General features: G+C 44.7%; 13 protein-coding genes and 1 pseudogene. 11 read left to right on the top strand and 3 right to left on the bottom strand.

All coding sequences use genetic code 11. The annotated features are described in order from the left end of the window. Window positions 1–38 precede the first annotated feature (38 nt). The 5 genes from R7P69_RS15665 (at window position 39) to R7P69_RS15645 (ending at window position 5,818) form a co-directional block, all read left to right on the top strand. Window positions 39–851 carry a sugar transporter gene (locus R7P69_RS15665; RefSeq protein WP_213871763.1) on the top strand — a complete coding sequence of 271 codons (813 nt, stop codon included), beginning with the start codon at window positions 39–41 and terminating at the stop codon, window positions 849–851. Between the two features lie 176 nt (window positions 852–1,027). Then, window positions 1,028–2,497 (top strand): protein adenylyltransferase SelO, encoded by a 1,470-nt coding sequence (locus R7P69_RS15660; RefSeq protein ID WP_238952245.1) that lies wholly within the window; start codon window positions 1,028–1,030, stop codon window positions 2,495–2,497. 212 nt (window positions 2,498–2,709) lie between these two features. Continuing rightward, entirely contained in the window at window positions 2,710–3,708 is a 999-nt protein-coding gene (locus R7P69_RS15655; RefSeq protein WP_017634784.1) for a TRAP transporter substrate-binding protein, read from the top strand. A gap of 70 nt (window positions 3,709–3,778) precedes the next feature. After that, on the top strand, window positions 3,779–4,453 hold the full coding sequence (locus R7P69_RS15650; protein WP_005384308.1) for a TRAP transporter small permease: 675 nt from the start codon (window positions 3,779–3,781) through the stop codon (window positions 4,451–4,453). A 3-nt stretch (window positions 4,454–4,456) separates the two neighbouring features. After that, window positions 4,457–5,818, top strand: coding sequence for a TRAP transporter large permease (locus R7P69_RS15645; protein ID WP_005382255.1), 1,362 nt, complete (start codon window positions 4,457–4,459; stop codon window positions 5,816–5,818). A 33-nt stretch (window positions 5,819–5,851) separates the two neighbouring features. Here R7P69_RS15645 and R7P69_RS15640 read toward each other — a convergent pair whose 3' ends face one another. From R7P69_RS15640 to R7P69_RS15630, 3 genes are all read right to left on the bottom strand, one after another. Continuing rightward, a complete protein-coding gene (locus R7P69_RS15640; RefSeq protein WP_021034161.1) occupies window positions 5,852–6,034 on the bottom strand; it encodes a hypothetical protein in 183 nt (60 codons plus the stop codon). Between the two features lie 78 nt (window positions 6,035–6,112). Continuing rightward, complete coding sequence (locus R7P69_RS15635) at window positions 6,113–7,450, bottom strand: sigma-54-dependent transcriptional regulator (protein ID WP_005382254.1); 1,338 nt, start codon at window positions 7,448–7,450, stop codon at window positions 6,113–6,115. Between the two features lie 4 nt (window positions 7,451–7,454). Beyond that, the gene (locus R7P69_RS15630) at window positions 7,455–9,260 is read right to left on the bottom strand and encodes an ATP-binding protein (RefSeq protein ID WP_238952246.1); all 1,806 of its coding nucleotides are present in this window, start codon (window positions 9,258–9,260) and stop codon (window positions 7,455–7,457) included. 39 nt (window positions 9,261–9,299) lie between these two features. Between R7P69_RS15630 and R7P69_RS15625 the strand changes: the two are divergent. The 6 genes and pseudogenes from R7P69_RS15625 (at window position 9,300) to R7P69_RS15600 (ending at window position 16,123) form a co-directional block, all read left to right on the top strand. Continuing rightward, window positions 9,300–9,512: pseudogene (locus R7P69_RS15625) on the top strand (hypothetical protein). Between the two features lie 274 nt (window positions 9,513–9,786). Further along, window positions 9,787–11,094, top strand: coding sequence for a trigger factor (gene tig / locus R7P69_RS15620; protein WP_005382251.1), 1,308 nt, complete (start codon window positions 9,787–9,789; stop codon window positions 11,092–11,094). A 105-nt stretch (window positions 11,095–11,199) separates the two neighbouring features. Next, window positions 11,200–11,826: an ATP-dependent Clp endopeptidase proteolytic subunit ClpP gene (gene clpP / locus R7P69_RS15615; protein WP_005382347.1), complete on the top strand. Its 627-nt coding sequence runs from the start codon at window positions 11,200–11,202 to the stop codon at window positions 11,824–11,826. Window positions 11,827–11,896: 70 nt separating this feature from the next. Beyond that, a complete protein-coding gene (gene clpX, locus R7P69_RS15610) occupies window positions 11,897–13,177 on the top strand; it encodes an ATP-dependent protease ATP-binding subunit ClpX (protein WP_005382345.1) in 1,281 nt (426 codons plus the stop codon). 130 nt (window positions 13,178–13,307) lie between these two features. After that, on the top strand, window positions 13,308–15,659 hold the full coding sequence (gene lon, locus R7P69_RS15605) for an endopeptidase La (protein WP_005382343.1): 2,352 nt from the start codon (window positions 13,308–13,310) through the stop codon (window positions 15,657–15,659). A 191-nt stretch (window positions 15,660–15,850) separates the two neighbouring features. After that, window positions 15,851–16,123, top strand: a complete 273-nt coding sequence (locus R7P69_RS15600) for an HU family DNA-binding protein (protein ID WP_005382341.1) — start codon at window positions 15,851–15,853, stop codon at window positions 16,121–16,123. Window positions 16,124–16,195 lie beyond the last annotated feature (72 nt).

Here is a 16,195-nt window from a genome sequence, read left to right as displayed (position 1 = left end):
TACCCTAGGGGCCGATTTTTATGAACTAAGGATGTTATATGTCTACCGAGGGCTTTTCTGTTTCGGAAATATGCCGAGAAGCGGCAGTTATGGTCAGAAGGAATCTACTCGCAATTGTTATTGCTTGTATTCCGTTGATTATTGTGCACTCAATTTTTGCTTTTATGTATCCTGAAATGACGGGGCAAGATCAAGCGAACGTTCAAGAAGGCAATGTCTCAGGATTTTATTTCGTCACAATTATTTTGTACCCACTTGTTGCCGCTATGGCGGCTGTGCGTGTGCATCGAATTTATTTAGTCGGCGATTACATGCACTCGGCGTTGGATGTATTTCGTTTGTCAGCTCGAGAATTCCGTTTCATAGGCTGGTGGATACTGTTTGGACTGATGATGATGCTCGTTATTGGTATCCCGATCTTTGTGTTGTCGTTTATCTACATTGCAGAAAGTGGTGAAGCCGACTTTGTTGCTATGGCTATTATCACAACGATTGCAAGCATTCCTGGCTATTGGGTAATGGCGCGATGGTCATTTGTGTTGCCAGCGACAGCAATGGATCATCAGCCGCGCAGTTTGCGTCGTTCGTGGAACCAGAGCAGAGCATACAACAAACAAGTATTCATTTTGATGGGACTAATTCCATTGGGTGCGGGCTTGCTCAGTCAGCTGATCTTTAGCCACTTTACGAATCTCTTTATGTTGAGCCTCGTCGGTGTGGCCTATGGTATTTTTGGCGCGTACCAGCTGGCATTGTTATCGTTGAGCTATAAAACGGTAGTGGATATCGAACGCGCTCGTTTTGATACGCCATCACAGCCACCAAAAACGGGTGAAGAATTTTCCGCTTAACCCTTTGATCGTTTTTACATGCTACCTCCGTTTAGGAGACGGTCTGCGGCAGGTTGATACCTTCCTGCGGCTTTCGCGTTAGTCACGCAAAATACCCATGTCCATTTCATGGCTGAATGACAGGGACATTCACACGTATACTCACAACAGTACTTCTTTTTATTAAGGAACCCTACATGTCCATTTGGCAACGGGTCAATTTCACCCATCGCTTTAGTCAATTACCGTCAGCGTTCTATACGTTGGTCGAGCCACAACCCTTGGACAACACTCGCTGGGTCGCTTGGAATGGTGAGTTTGCACAGCAGTTTGGTTTACCAGCAGAGCAAAACGATGAGTTATTGGCGGTTTTTTCTGGGCTAAGTGAATTCGAACAATTTCGTCCTCTTGCGATGAAATATGCAGGCCATCAGTTTGGCGTTTACAACCCAGATTTGGGCGATGGACGTGGATTATTGTTGGCAGAAATTGAGCATCAGAATGGTACTTGGTTTGATCTTCACCTCAAAGGTGCAGGGCTAACGCCTTACTCGCGAATGGGGGATGGGCGAGCGGTATTACGCTCGACTATCCGTGAGTACCTGTGCAGTGAAGCCATGGCGGGCCTTGGGGTTCCCACGACACGTGCTCTCGGTATGATGGTCAGTGATACACCTGTTTATCGAGAAAAAACGGAATCGGGCGCTTTGTTACTTCGAATGGCTGAAACCCATGTTCGATTCGGTCACTTTGAGCATTTCTTTTACACCAACCAGTTAGCAGAGCAGAAGCTGTTGGCGGATAAGGTGATTGAGTGGCACTTTGCTGATTGTGCATCGGCGGAGAAACCATATGCCGCAATGTTTGACGCCATCGTGACTAAAACAGCCGAGATGATCGCATATTGGCAAGCTTTTGGTTTTGCGCACGGTGTGATGAATACCGATAACATGTCAATTCTTGGGCAAACTTTTGACTATGGTCCGTTTGGCTTTCTTGATGATTATGAGCCGGGATACATTTGTAATCATTCAGACTACCAGGGTCGTTACGCATTTGATCAACAGCCTAGAATTGCGCTTTGGAACCTGTCAGCACTGGCGCATGCGTTATCGCCACTCGTTGAACGAGAAGATTTAGAATCGTCGTTGAGTCAATTTGAAGTTCATTTAAGCCAGCAGTTCAGCCGCCTCATGCGTGAGAAGTTGGGCTTAAAAACTAAGATAGCGGAAGACGGGCGTTTGTTTGAAGCTATGTTTGAGCTTCTTCACCAGAATAAAACGGACTACACTCGCTTCTTCAGAACACTTTCAAACCTTGATAATGCGCCTTCCCAAGCCGTAATCGATTTATTTCTCGACCGAGAAGCAGCGCGAGCTTGGCTTGATCTGTATTTAGCTCGGTGTGAACTAGAGGTTGATGAACTAGGGGGCCTGATTTCAACCGAACAGCGTTGCAAACAGATGCGTCAAGCCAATCCCAAATACATCTTGCGTAACTACTTGGCTCAGTTGGCGATTGATAAAGCGGAAGAAGGGGACTTTAGCGAATTACACCGATTGGCCGAACTGTTAAAACGCCCATTTGATGAGCAACCCGAGTTTGATGATTATGCGAAATTGCCGCCGGAATGGGGGAAAAAAATGGAGATAAGCTGTTCTTCATAAGTGGGTCATTTTCCACCCATTTGTATCTTTTTCTTGGGTGGAATTCACTCGTTACACTTCGGATTCATGTTAATGGACTGTGTTAATTTATTGAAATGCATATAAATTTTAACATGGTCCATTAATTGCTCTTTGTTGAACATCCGTACCCATCGCCTAACACCTAGTTACTCATGGACGGGATGGGATGTGATTCAACAAGGAGAATAATAATGTTTAAGCCTCTAACTCTACTATCTGTCTCTGCACTTGCTGTTACCAGTTTTAATGCTGCCGCAAATTGTGACCCGGGTGAAACGGTCATCAAGTTTAGCCATGTAACGAATGCGGACAAACACCCTAAAGGCATCGCGGCTTCGTTACTTGAAAAGCGCGTCAACGAAGAGATGAACGGTAAAGTCTGTATGCAGGTGTTTCCTAACTCAACACTTTATGATGATGACAAAGTGTTGGAAGCGCTACTGAATGGTGATGTTCAACTCGCTGCTCCTTCTCTTTCTAAGTTTGAGAAATTCACCAAGAAGTACCGCCTTTTCGATCTCCCTTTCTTGTTCGATGATGTCGACGCGGTTGACCGTTTCCAAAACTCGGAAGCGGGTGAAAAGCTGAAAAACTCAATGAAACGTCGTGGCCTACAAGGCATTGCGTTTTGGCATAACGGCATGAAGCAAATGTCAGCCAACAAGCCGCTCATTTCTCCAACTGATGCTGAAGGACTTAAGTTCCGTGTTCAAGCCTCTGATGTACTCGTTGCTCAGTTTGAGCAGCTAGGTGCTAACCCACAAAAAATGTCGTTCAAAGAAGTTTACGGCGGCTTGCAAACTAAGGTTATTGATGGTCAAGAAAATACTTGGTCAAACATTTACGGCAAAAAATTCTTCGAAGTTCAAGATGGCATTACGGAAACGAACCACGGAATTCTGGATTACTTAGTTGTGACGTCAAACGACTTCTGGAAAAACCTACCAGATGATCAGCGCGAGCAGTTAAATACCATTATTCAAGAGGTAACTGCGCAGCGTAATGCTGAGTCAACCAAAGTAAACCTTGCGAATAAGAACAATATCATCGAAGCCGGTGGTGTGGTTCGTACTCTAACGCCAGAACAGCGCCAAGAATGGGTCACTGCACTTCAACCAGTATGGAAGAAGTTCGAAAAAGACATTGGTTCTGACCTAATCGAAGCCGCTTTGGCGTCTAACCAAAAATAATAACACCTAGCACATTTAGCCCTCTCAAACTAAGGGGGCTCTTTCCCTCTACAGACGACGTGATGTAATTATGGAACAGACTTTTTTTGCCAAGGCTGGACGAATCACCGATGCCATTGAAGAGACTTTGATTGCTTTCTTCTTGGGTGCCATGACCTTGCTGACCTTTGCCAATGTCATCTTTCGTTATGTCTTTAACGACAATATTCTTTGGGCGCTTGAGCTCACCGTTTTCATGTTCGCATGGATGGTGTTGGTTGGCGCATCTTATGGTGTGAAAAAACACTTTCATATTGGTGTCGATGTCATTATTAACATCGTTCCGGAAGGTAAACGAAAAGCCCTGGCGCTTTTTGCAGCAATGTGTTGCTTAGCCTTCTCTATTTTGCTGTTAATTGGCGCTTGGAACTACTGGTATCCGTTCGCTACTGACCGAGCGTGGTATGAAACGGACGATATTCCGATGCCTGAAATACTCCAGTTCATGGCCGACTGGCTAAATGAGGGAGAGCGTTATGAAAAGCTGCCACGTTTTATTCCTTACTTCGCTTTGCCACTTGGAATGGCGCTACTAACGTTTAGATTTGTTCAAGTCACGTGGCAAATCGCTACTGGTAAGCTCGATCGCTTGATTGCAGGACATGAAGCGGAGGAAGAGCTCGAATCTCTTAAAGCTGAGATGAGTGACGCTGAAGACGTAATGGCTCCAAAGGCCTCGCAAGACGCTAAAAACAAGGAGCAATAAGCCATGGATATCTTATTTCTATTTTTGATGGTAATTGGCTTTATGCTGGTTGGCGTGCCAATTGCTATTTCGCTGGGCCTTTCCAGTGTTCTTTTCCTTTTAATGCATTCGGATGCCTCTTTAGCGTCAGTTGCTCAAACGCTGTTTAATGCATTCGCGGGCCACTACACGCTATTGGCTATTCCATTCTTTATATTGGCTTCAAGCTTTATGTCGACGGGTGGCGTAGCAAAGCGGATCATTCGTTTCGCCATTGCCATTGTAGGCTGGTTCCGCGGCGGTTTGGCGATGGCTTCGGTTGTCGCGTGTATGATGTTTGCCGCGTTGTCAGGTTCCTCACCTGCAACGGTTGTTGCCATAGGTAGTATTGTTATCGCAGGTATGATCAAAAACGGTTACTCAAAAGAGTTTGCCTCTGGGGTAATTTGTAACGCAGGTACGCTAGGGATTTTGATCCCACCTTCGATTGTGATGGTGGTGTATGCAGCCGCAACGGATGTGTCAGTTGGACGTATGTTCCTTGGTGGTGTGATTCCCGGTTTGCTGGCGGGTGTCATGTTGATGATCGCGATTTACATTGCCGCGAGAATCAAGAACCTTCCAAAACAACCTTTTGTTGGTTGGAAAGAAACCTTCGATGCCGCCAAGGATGCAAGCTGGGGCTTGTTGTTGGTCGTCATCATTCTTGGTGGTATCTATGGCGGTATCTTTACGCCGACAGAAGCCGCTGCGGTTGCTGCTGTGTACTCATTCTTTATTGCTAACTTTGTATACAAAGACATGGGGCCATTTGCAGACAAGAAAAACACTAAACCTGCGCTCGTTAAAATCTTCCAAACCTTTGTTCATAAAGACACCAAACACACCCTGTATGAAGCGGGTAAACTCACCATCATGCTTCTGTTCATCATTGCTAATGCCTTAATTTTGAAGCATGTTTTAACGGAAGAACGCATCCCGCAAATGATCACCGAGTCGATGCTCTCGGCTGGTCTCGGACCAATCACTTTTTTGATTGTGGTGAACGTCTTGTTGTTGATTGGTGGTCAGTTCATGGAGCCATCAGGCTTGTTGATCATTGTTGCGCCGCTCGTGTTCCCAATTGCGATTGCATTAGGCATAGACCCAATTCATTTGGGCATAATGATGGTGGTGAATATGGAGATAGGAATGATAACGCCGCCCGTGGGTCTTAACTTATTTGTGACCGCTGGTGTTGCCAAAATGTCGATGATGAATGTAGTGAAGGCAGCATTACCCTGGGTTGGAGTGATGTTCTTATTCCTAATTATCGTCACATATGTACCATGGGTTTCGACTTGGTTGCCTACTACCTTGATGGGGCCGGAGATCATTACCAAGTAATGGAAGCCAGAAAGTAGAAAGAGGTGTGAGAATTCACACCTCTTCGTCTATTGACTTGTAACAAGTTTTGCGCGGGTCTGAATTAATTCGACGTTCATAGTGTCGCCACCTCTTTTTATTTTTGCGACGCTCTTCACCGAATCTTCTCTCTTCTTGATAGCAACCGTCTACGAGCACGGTATCTGTAACAATCGGTATTCTCACTTTTTCGTTCATATCTATAACAACCATGATAAACCCGTTGTTAAAAATTATGATTCAAGTTGAATATAATGCCAGCTATTTGAACGTGTTTTATTTGTAAAGGTCTTTATTTATTTGGTAGCGCTGCATCTTGTCGTAAAGAGTTTTTCTTGGCACATTCAATTGGCACATTGTCTGTTTAATACTACCGTTGTTTTCTAATAAAGCGCCTTCAATGGCTGCTCTCTCAAACTCCGCCACTTGCTCTGCAAGGCTTGAGGAAGACTTAGCGACTGGGTTTGATTCTCCCAACTGAATTAACTTACCCAATAGCACAAAACGCTCTGCAGCATTTCTGAGTTCTCGAACATTGCCAGGCCAGTCATGGCTCATCAGTTGCGCTAGATCTTGGGGTGACAAGCTAGGTGAGCTTTTGCCATAACGTGAAGCTGCTACCAACAGAAAGTGGTGAAAGAGGGCTGGAATGTCTTCTTTTCGTTCGCGTAGTGGCGGGAGATCCAAGGTCACGACATTGAGCCGATAATAGAGATCCTGACGGAAAGTACCTTCTTCAGCTGCGTGTTTTAAATCGACCTTTGTTGCGGCAATCACTCGAATATCTAAAGGCAATAATTCATTTGAACCGACACGCTCAATCACGCGCTCTTGTAATACCCTCAATAAACGAATTTGGGCTTGGATAGGCATCGACTCGATCTCATCCAAGAAAAGTGTGCCGCCTTGTGCAAACTCAAATTTACCGATACGACGGCTTTCGGCGCCAGTGAATGCGCCTTTTTCATGGCCGTAGAGTTCACTCTCAATTAAGTTCTCTGGAACCGCTCCACAATTTACGGCGACAAAGTTTTGGTTCCGGCGAGAGCTTTGCTCATGTAAAGAACGAGCGATTAACTCTTTCCCTGTACCGGTTTCACCAAACAATAAAATATCGGCGTCGGTATCGGCGATTTGGGTGATGGTCTCTCGTAATATTTGGATGCTAGAGGTTTCACCAATAACTCGTGGACCAAGGGTTTTACTGGCTTTAAGTGACAGGCGCAGTTTTTCATTTTCATTGGTTAGTTTGCGCTTCTCAATCGCCCGCTTAACCGTTTCAACCAAATGTTCTGGCGCAAAAGGTTTCTCAATAAAGTCGTAAGCGCCTTGATGAAGGGCTTGCACAGCCATGGAAATATCACCGTGTCCAGTGATCATGATGACGGGTAAGTTTGCATCGCGTTGAGTCAAAGTTGTCAGCATATCCATACCAGAAATGCCCGGCAAACAGATATCAGTGACCACGACGCCAGCTTCTTCTCCTTGCTGCATCGCTATTAAAGCCGATTCTGCATCCACAAAAAACTTGGCGTCGATATCCGCCAGTTCAAAGGTCTGTTCTATAGCGATTCTGAGATCGGCCTCATCATCAATAAAAAACACCTGACACATGATCTTATCCTTTTGATGGTTCAGTGTTGTAAGAAGTGATAGGTAAACACAATGAGAATCGAGCGCCGCCTTGTTCTCGATTATGGGCACATAATTTTCCATTCATACTGGCTAAGATTTGTTGCGAGATAGAGAGGCCCAAACCTAAACCGTTCAGTTTAGTGGTTAGAAACGGTTCACATAAATCAGAAAGTGAGAAAGAGCCAAGCCCTGGGCCATTATCATCAACATGAATCCAAACCAAATCAGTGTGCTCATCGTGTTCTACAGATAATTCTACCTGTTTGTCTTGTTGCTCTTTGAGTGCTTCTATCGCATTAGTCAGTAAATTGACCAACACTTGCTCCAGTTGAATAATATTGATCTGCACTTCAACATCATGCTCTGGCAAATTTGTTTCTAACGTGACGCGCCCTGATTTAAATGCGGGCTTCATCAGTTCTTTTACAGAGGCAATAACAGGGAACAGTCGAGATTGAGCCAACTCGTCACCACTGGTTTTTTTGGCGAAAGAGCGAAGTTGCTGACTGATATTTGCCATACGGTCAGTGAGAGCAGAAATGCGAGTGAGATTATCTTCCACTCGCTCATATTTTTCTTTTTTTAGAAACAGCTTGCCGTTCTCCGCAAAGCTACGAATTGCCGCAAGTGGATTATTCAGTTCATGGCTGATACTGGCTGACATTTGTCCTAACACCGCGAGTTTCGCTGCTTGCACCAATTCATCTTGAGTAACGCGTAAAGTTTGCTCGGTATCGATACGCTGTGCGATCTCAGCTTGCAACTCGGCAGTCCGTGCCATGACTTGATATTCCAACTTTTGATTGGCTTCTTGTTGAATTCGTTCAATTTGCAAGTGACGCTGTTGACGGTGATAGATAAGCTGACCAATTAAAAACAAAACCATGAATGCTAGAGTGAGTACAAAGATGTAACCCATGGTGAACCAAACGATCGACTGTTTAGGAGACAGCACACGAATTGTCAGTTTGAGTTCGGGAAGGGGCAGCGAAGAGACCACCAAGGTTCCTTTATTGTATGGGTAACCCTGTTTAAGCTCAGAATGCACCTCGTCCAAACTACCTACTAATCCAAGCGTTTCAATTGGCGCATCAAGATATTGTTGGCTTGCCCAAACTTGCTTTTTCTCTTTTTTTGTCAGTGGTTGTAAGCTTTTGAGTAGCCATTCACTTCGGCTACTCATGAAAACAATTCCGTATGGGTCGCTGGCGACAAAAACACTGTTAGGTTGCTGCCAGTTGTCCTCTATCTTACTTAGGTCCATCTTCACCACGACGACACCAAGTACACCGCCAGCGTATACGATGGGATAAGAATAGTAGTAGCCACGTTTACCAGATGTTGAGCCCAGTGCGTAGTATTGGCTTCTTTTGCCTACAATGGCTTGTTTGAAATAAGGGCGAAATGCAAAATTCCGCCCGATAAAGGAGCGCTGTTTACGCCAGTTGCTGGCCGCGATCGTTGTACCCCATTGATCGATTAAGTACGTATCCGCTGCTTCAATCACGCCATTAACGGATTCTAAATACCGATTAGTGATTTCCAGTTGCGCACTGTTGTTGGGGTGCAGAAGCGCTTGATAAAGTGGATCATCTTTAGCGAGAAGATTTGGGATATGGGCGTACTTATCGAGTTTATTTTTTATATGGCCAGAAAATTGCTCAAGCTGTGATTGGTGTTTATCAAGTAGAGATTGATAACTGGTCTGCCAAACCCAATGGCCACCGATAATTGCGCACAGGAAATAGAAAGCAAAAAATGTCAGCAGAATCCGTTTTTTTTGCGACATCCTTACACTCCTTACAACTTCCTTTGGTCACGTAAGAAAATGTTAATAGTTTGTAGGAAGGATTAGGGATTTAGTTTTCAACTCTGTGGAGTAAAACAAGAGCAAGATCTCTTTTTAGGCTTTTCGATAAAAAAACCGGTCGATTCTCTTGAAAAAGTCGCTATTGTCCCCATTCTAGATATGCTGGCGATGCTTAGACGGTGTCTGAATCGCATTTTTGAAGAAAAAATGGGTCAGCATTCGAGAATTTAGCGCAGACAATGTCCACATAGTGGCTATTGGCTCGACAGGGTTGCGACAGATCGCTAGAATGTCGCGTCTAAAAATTCTGTCCTGAGGCTAATAGGAGATACCTTTGGTTATTTTATCGAAGATATCACTGATTAGTCCGGTACTGACAACCAGTATCGATACTCGATTTTAAATTAGGTGTTCGGACAGAACACTACACAAGGATGAAGCGTAAGCTCCTCTGAGTTTCGCTCATACGCTCGGAAAACCGAGCCACTTTAGAGGTTTATATATAATGCAAGTTACTGTTGAAACGCTAGAGGGCCTAGAGCGCCGTCTAAACATTACTGTTCCAGCTGCAAACATCGAAGACGCTGTAACAGCTGAACTACGCAACATCGCTAAAAACCGTCGTTTCGATGGTTTCCGTAAGGGTAAAGTGCCTCTAAAAATGGTTGCTAAGATGTACGGCAAAGCAGTACGTCAAGACGTTCTTGGTGAAGTAATGCAACGCCACTTCATCGAAGCTATCGTTAAAGAGAAAATCAACCCAGCTGGCGCTCCAACTTTCGCTCCTGTAGAGAACAAAGAAGGTTCAGACCTAGTTTTCACTGCAACTTTTGAAGTTTACCCAGAAGTTGAGCTTAAAGGCCTAGAGAGCATCACTGTTGAAAAACCACTAACAGAAGTTAAAGATGCAGACGTAGAAGAGATGATCGATACTTTACGTAAGCAACAAGCAACTTGGGTTGAAGTTGAAGAAGCAGCAGAAGATGGCAAACGCGTAAGCATTGACTTCGTTGGCTCTATCGACGGTGAAGAGTTCGAAGGTGGTAAAGCTGAGAACTTCCCTCTAGAAATGGGTGCTGGTCGCATGATCCCTGGTTTCGAAGACGGTATCGCAGGTAAAACTGCTGGTATGGAATTCGACATCGACGTGACTTTCCCAGAAGATTACCACGCTGAAAACCTAAAAGGTAAAGCAGCTAAGTTCGCAATCAAAGTGAACAAAGTTGAAGCTCGTGAACTACCAGAACTAAACGACGAGTTCGTTGCTAAGTTCGGTGTTGTTGAAGGTGGTGTTGAAGCACTTAAAGCTGAAGTTCGTAAGAACATGGAACGCGAACTTAAGCAAGCTGTTAAGAACCGCATCAAAGAGCAAGCGATTGACGGTCTAGTTGAGCAAAACGACATCAACGTACCATCAGCGCTTATCGAGCAAGAAATCCAAGTTCTACGTCAACAAGCTGCACAACGCTTCGGTGGTAACCCAGAAGCTGCTGCTCAGCTTCCACGTGAACTGTTCGAAGAACAAGCTAAACGTCGCGTAGTTGTTGGTCTTCTACTAGGTGAAGTAATCAAATCTGAAGAGCTAAAAGCGGACGACGAGAAAGTTAAAGCGCTAATCGAAGAAATGGCTACTGCATACGAAGATCCATCAGAAGTTATTGCTTACTACGAGCAAAACGAAGAAATGATGAACAACATGCGCAACGTAGCTCTAGAAGAGCAAGCAATCGACGCGATCATCGCTAAAGCACAGGTTTCTGAGAAAGAAGTAGGCTTCAACGAGCTACTTAACCAACAACAACCTGCTGCTTAATAAGCAATATCTTGCGTAGAAGGTTGACTTAACGTTAACTATTCTGCTAACAATGGTCCGTATGATAGTCATCATCCGGGCCATTTATTTTAGGGACATAAGAATATGAGCTACCAAGAAAAAAATGCAATGTCGCCAATTATGGACGCGCTAGTACCAATGGTGGTTGAACAAACTTCCCGAGGCGAACGTTCTTACGACATCTACTCACGTCTGCTGAAAGAGCGCGTGATTTTTTTAACGGGTCAAGTGGAAGACCACATGGCAAACCTTGTCGTGGCTCAGCTACTTTTCCTAGAATCTGAAAATCCAGATAAAGATATTTTCCTATACATCAACTCACCAGGCGGCAGCGTAACAGCAGGTATGTCTATTTACGACACCATGCAGTTCATTAAGCCAAATGTGAGCACAGTATGTATGGGTCAAGCATGTTCAATGGGTGCCTTCCTGCTTGCAGGTGGTGCGCCAGGTAAGCGTTACGTACTGCCTAACTCTCGTGTAATGATCCACCAACCATTGGGTGGTTTCCAGGGTCAAGCTTCTGATATCCAAATCCATGCTCAGGAAATCCTGACGATTAAACAGAAGCTAAACAAGTTGTTAGCAGAACATACAGGCCAACCTCTTGAAGTCATTGAGCGCGATACTGATCGTGATAACTTCATGTCATCAGAGCAGGCTGTGGAATACGGTATCGTGGATGCAGTGTTAAGCCACCGTGGCGAGTAATTTGCCAGCGCATTTTGGCAAAAATTGATATACACTCATTCATGAAGAGTAAAGGCTAAGAGGTTAGCGAATGACAGATAAAAGCAAAGAAAGTGGCAGCGGTAAATTGCTGTACTGTTCTTTCTGCGGCAAAAGTCAGCACGAAGTTCGCAAGCTAATCGCAGGTCCGTCAGTGTACATTTGCGACGAGTGTGTCGACTTATGTAACGATATTATTCGCGAAGAAATCAAGGATGTTCTCCCTAAGAAAGAATCTGAAGCGTTACCAACGCCAAAACAGATCCGTGAACACCTTGATGACTATGTGATCGGGCAAGATTACGCGAAAAAAGTGCTCGCAGTTGCGGTATATAACCACTACAAGCGTTTACGCAATGGTGATACAACGAGCGAAGGTGTGGAGCTTGGTAAGAGTAACATCCTTCTAATTGGTCCTACAGGTAGCGGTAAAACACTACTTGCGGAGACATTAGCTCGATTCTTGGATGTGCCATTTACAATGGCAGACGCGACGACACTAACCGAAGCCGGTTACGTAGGTGAAGACGTTGAAAACATCATCCAAAAGCTTCTGCAAAAATGTGATTACGATGTAGCTAAAGCGGAACGCGGCATCGTTTACATTGATGAAATTGATAAGATTTCACGCAAAGCTGAAAACCCATCTATTACGCGTGACGTATCTGGTGAAGGTGTTCAGCAGGCGCTACTAAAACTTATCGAAGGTACGGTTGCATCGGTTCCACCTCAAGGTGGTCGTAAGCATCCTCAGCAAGAATTCCTACAAGTGGACACATCTAAGATCCTGTTCATTTGTGGTGGTGCTTTTGCTGGCTTAGACAAGGTGATTGAGCAGCGTGTTGCAACAGGTACAGGTATTGGCTTTGGTGCTGAAGTTCGTTCGAAGAATGAATCGAAGACGGTAGGTGAGCTATTTACTCAAGTTGAACCTGAAGACTTAGTGAAGTACGGCCTCATTCCAGAATTCATTGGTCGTCTACCTGTAACAACAACACTGACTGAGCTTGATGAAGAAGCGTTGATTCAGATCCTATGTGAACCGAAGAACGCACTGACCAAGCAATATGCAGCATTGTTTGAGCTAGAAAACGCCGAACTTGAATTCCGTGAAGATGCGCTGCGCGCTATCGCGAAAAAAGCAATGGAGCGTAAAACAGGTGCTCGTGGCTTACGCTCGATTCTTGAAGGCGTGCTACTTGAAACCATGTACGAATTACCATCTGCAACAGACGTTAGTAAAGTCGTGATTGATGAGTCCGTCATTAATGGCGAGTCAGAGCCACTGCTTATTTACAGTAACGCAGACAATCAGGCAGCGGGAGCAGAGTAAATTCAGCCATAATGAAAAAGGAGGTAAGTAATTACCTCCTTTTTTTATTTCTCTTATTGAATCCAAACAATTAGCCCCCATATACTGCCTTAAGTAATACGTTAAACGTGAAAGCGGAAGAGAGAATTATATGAACTTGGAACGTTCCGAGCGTATCGAGATCCCGGTACTACCTCTACGTGACGTAGTGGTCTACCCACACATGGTTATTCCATTGTTTGTTGGTCGTGAGAAATCGATTAGCTGTCTAGAAACGGCGATGGAAACCAACAAACAAGTTCTTCTTGTGGCACAAAAGCAAGCGGATACTGACGAGCCTACGGTTGACGACCTATTTGACGTAGGTACGGTAGCCACCATTCTCCAGCTCTTGAAGCTTCCGGATGGCACAGTAAAAGTATTGGTCGAAGGCCAGCAGCGAGCAAAAATCAATCACTTTAAAGAGAGTGACTTTTTCCTAGCGGAAGCTGAATTTGTTGTTACGCCAGAATTGGATGAGCGTGAGCAAGAAGTGATTGTTCGCAGCGCGATTAATCAGTTTGAAGGGTTCATTAAGCTAAACAAGAAGATTCCACCAGAAGTGCTAACGTCACTTAATGGTATCGACGAAGCCGCACGCTTAGCGGATACCATTGCGGCTCATATGCCGTTAAAGTTGGTGGATAAGCAGCAAGTGCTTGAAATTGTTGACGTCACTGAGCGTCTGGAATTCCTGATGGGCCAGATGGAATCAGAGATCGACTTGCTGCAAGTTGAAAAACGAATTCGTGGTCGCGTTAAAAAGCAAATGGAAAAATCTCAGCGTGAGTATTATCTGAATGAGCAAATGAAAGCGATTCAGAAAGAACTTGGTGAGATGGAAGACGCACCAGACGAGTTCGAAACGCTACAGAAGAAGATTGACGAATCAAAAATGCCTCAAGAGGCACGTGAAAAGACAGAGCAAGAGCTGCAAAAGCTTAAGATGATGTCTCCAATGTCTGCTGAAGCAACAGTGGTTCGTAGCTACATCGATTGGATGGTCAGCGTTCCTTGGGCTAAGCGCTCAAAAGTTAAGAAAAACTTAGCGAAAGCAGAAGAGGTTCTTAATGAAGATCACTACGGTCTAGAACGCGTCAAAGAACGTATCCTTGAATACTTGGCGGTTCAAAACCGTATCAACAAGCTAAAAGGTCCTATCCTTTGTCTTGTTGGTCCTCCTGGTGTAGGTAAAACGTCTCTTGGTCGTTCAATTGCTTCAGCTACAGGCCGTAAGTATGTTCGTATGGCGTTGGGTGGTGTGCGTGATGAAGCGGAAATTCGTGGTCACCGTCGTACTTATATCGGCTCATTACCAGGCAAATTGATCCAGAAGATGTCGAAGGTTGGTGTGAAGAACCCGCTGTTCTTATTGGACGAAATCGACAAAATGTCTTCCGATATGCGTGGTGATCCGGCATCGGCTCTACTAGAAGTACTTGATCCTGAACAGAATAACTCGTTCAACGATCACTACCTAGAAGTGGATTACGATCTCTCTGACGTTATGTTTGTTGCGACATCGAACTCGATGAACATCCCGGGTCCATTGTTAGACCGTATGGAAGTTATTCGTTTATCTGGTTACACCGAAGACGAGAAGCTGAACATTGCAAAACGTCACCTTGTTGATAAACAAGTGAAGCGTAATGGCTTGAAAGCGGATGAGATCGTCATTGAAGATTCTGCGATTATTGGCATCATTCGTTACTACACGCGTGAAGCGGGTGTCCGTAACTTAGAGCGTGAGATTTCTAAGATCTGCCGTAAAGCGGTGAAGAACATCTTGCTGGATAAGGACATCAAGTCAGTAACGGTAACGATGGACAACCTAAAAGAGTACTTAGGTGTTCAACGTTTCGATTACGGTAAAGCGGATGAAAGTAACCGAATTGGTCAAGTAACTGGCCTAGCTTGGACCGAAGTGGGTGGCGATCTATTAACGATTGAAACTCAATCAATGCCAGGTAAAGGTAAGCTGACACAAACGGGTTCTCTTGGTGATGTGATGCAAGAGTCTATCCAAGCAGCAATGACAGTGGTTCGCTCTCGTGCAGAAAAGCTAGGTATCAATACTGACTTCTACGAGAAGAAAGATATTCACGTACACGTCCCGGAAGGCGCGACACCAAAAGATGGCCCAAGTGCGGGTACAGCAATGTGTACAGCATTGGTTTCTTCTCTGACAGGCAACCCTGTGAAAGCAGAAGTAGCGATGACGGGTGAAATCACACTGCGTGGTGAGGTTTTACCTATCGGCGGCCTAAAAGAGAAGTTACTTGCGGCACACCGTGGTGGCATTAAGACAGTGCTAATTCCAAAAGATAACGAGCGTGATTTGGAAGAGATTCCTGATAATGTTATCGCGGATCTGGAAGTTATCCCTGTACAGTGGATTGATGAAGTACTGAAAGTCGCACTAGAGCGAGACCCGACGGGCGTTGAGTTTGAGTCTCAAAAATAGTGATGTGTAGCAAAAATAAGTAAAAGTTTACGCTGATAAGCCCAAAAAGGCTTGTCAGCGTTTTTTTTGGGCGCTAAGTTAGTTTCGATAGCTGCCAGCCCTTGATGAATAAGGGGTGGAGCATATTTTCTTAACAATGGAACGAAAGTCATCACAAAAATAATCACAGATGACACAAAGGGGAAATTACAGTGAATAAAACTCAGTTAGTAGAACAAATCGCAGAAAATGCAGATATTTCTAAAGCGTCAGCGGGTCGTGCTCTAGATGCATTCATCGAAGCAGTAAGCGGAACTCTTCAATCTGGTGATCAAGTCGCTCTAGTTGGCTTTGGTACATTCAGCGTTCGTACTCGTGCTGCACGTACTGGTCGTAACCCAAAAACTGGTGAAGAAATCCAAATCGCAGAAGCAAAAGTACCAGCTTTCAAAGCTGGTAAAGCACTGAAAGACGCTTGTAACTAATCACGGCGTTATTTCTGTAACCGGCCATTTGCTTAACTTTTGCTCAAACAATAAGTTTCGAACAAAAATTTA

This window comes from Vibrio sp. 661, from assembly GCF_033339315.1.
Taxonomy (GTDB): Bacteria; Pseudomonadota; Gammaproteobacteria; order Enterobacterales; family Vibrionaceae; genus Vibrio; species Vibrio alginolyticus.
Note: the sequence above shows the minus strand (reverse complement) of the source record. Positions and strands in the feature narration are given on the sequence as shown.

Coding starts and splice junctions, on each gene's coding strand:
- R7P69_RS15665 (WP_213871763.1), top strand. CDS start 39: ATGTCTACCGAGGGCTTTTCTGTTTCGGAAATATGCCGAGAAGCGGCA.
- R7P69_RS15660 (WP_238952245.1), top strand. CDS start 1,028: ATGTCCATTTGGCAACGGGTCAATTTCACCCATCGCTTTAGTCAATTA.
- R7P69_RS15655 (WP_017634784.1), top strand. CDS start 2,710: ATGTTTAAGCCTCTAACTCTACTATCTGTCTCTGCACTTGCTGTTACC.
- R7P69_RS15650 (WP_005384308.1), top strand. CDS start 3,779: ATGGAACAGACTTTTTTTGCCAAGGCTGGACGAATCACCGATGCCATT.
- R7P69_RS15645 (WP_005382255.1), top strand. CDS start 4,457: ATGGATATCTTATTTCTATTTTTGATGGTAATTGGCTTTATGCTGGTT.
- R7P69_RS15640 (WP_021034161.1), bottom strand. CDS start 6,034: ATGAACGAAAAAGTGAGAATACCGATTGTTACAGATACCGTGCTCGTA.
- R7P69_RS15635 (WP_005382254.1), bottom strand. CDS start 7,450: ATGTGTCAGGTGTTTTTTATTGATGATGAGGCCGATCTCAGAATCGCT.
- R7P69_RS15630 (WP_238952246.1), bottom strand. CDS start 9,260: ATGTCGCAAAAAAAACGGATTCTGCTGACATTTTTTGCTTTCTATTTC.
- tig (WP_005382251.1), top strand. CDS start 9,787: ATGCAAGTTACTGTTGAAACGCTAGAGGGCCTAGAGCGCCGTCTAAAC.
- clpP (WP_005382347.1), top strand. CDS start 11,200: ATGAGCTACCAAGAAAAAAATGCAATGTCGCCAATTATGGACGCGCTA.
- clpX (WP_005382345.1), top strand. CDS start 11,897: ATGACAGATAAAAGCAAAGAAAGTGGCAGCGGTAAATTGCTGTACTGT.
- lon (WP_005382343.1), top strand. CDS start 13,308: ATGAACTTGGAACGTTCCGAGCGTATCGAGATCCCGGTACTACCTCTA.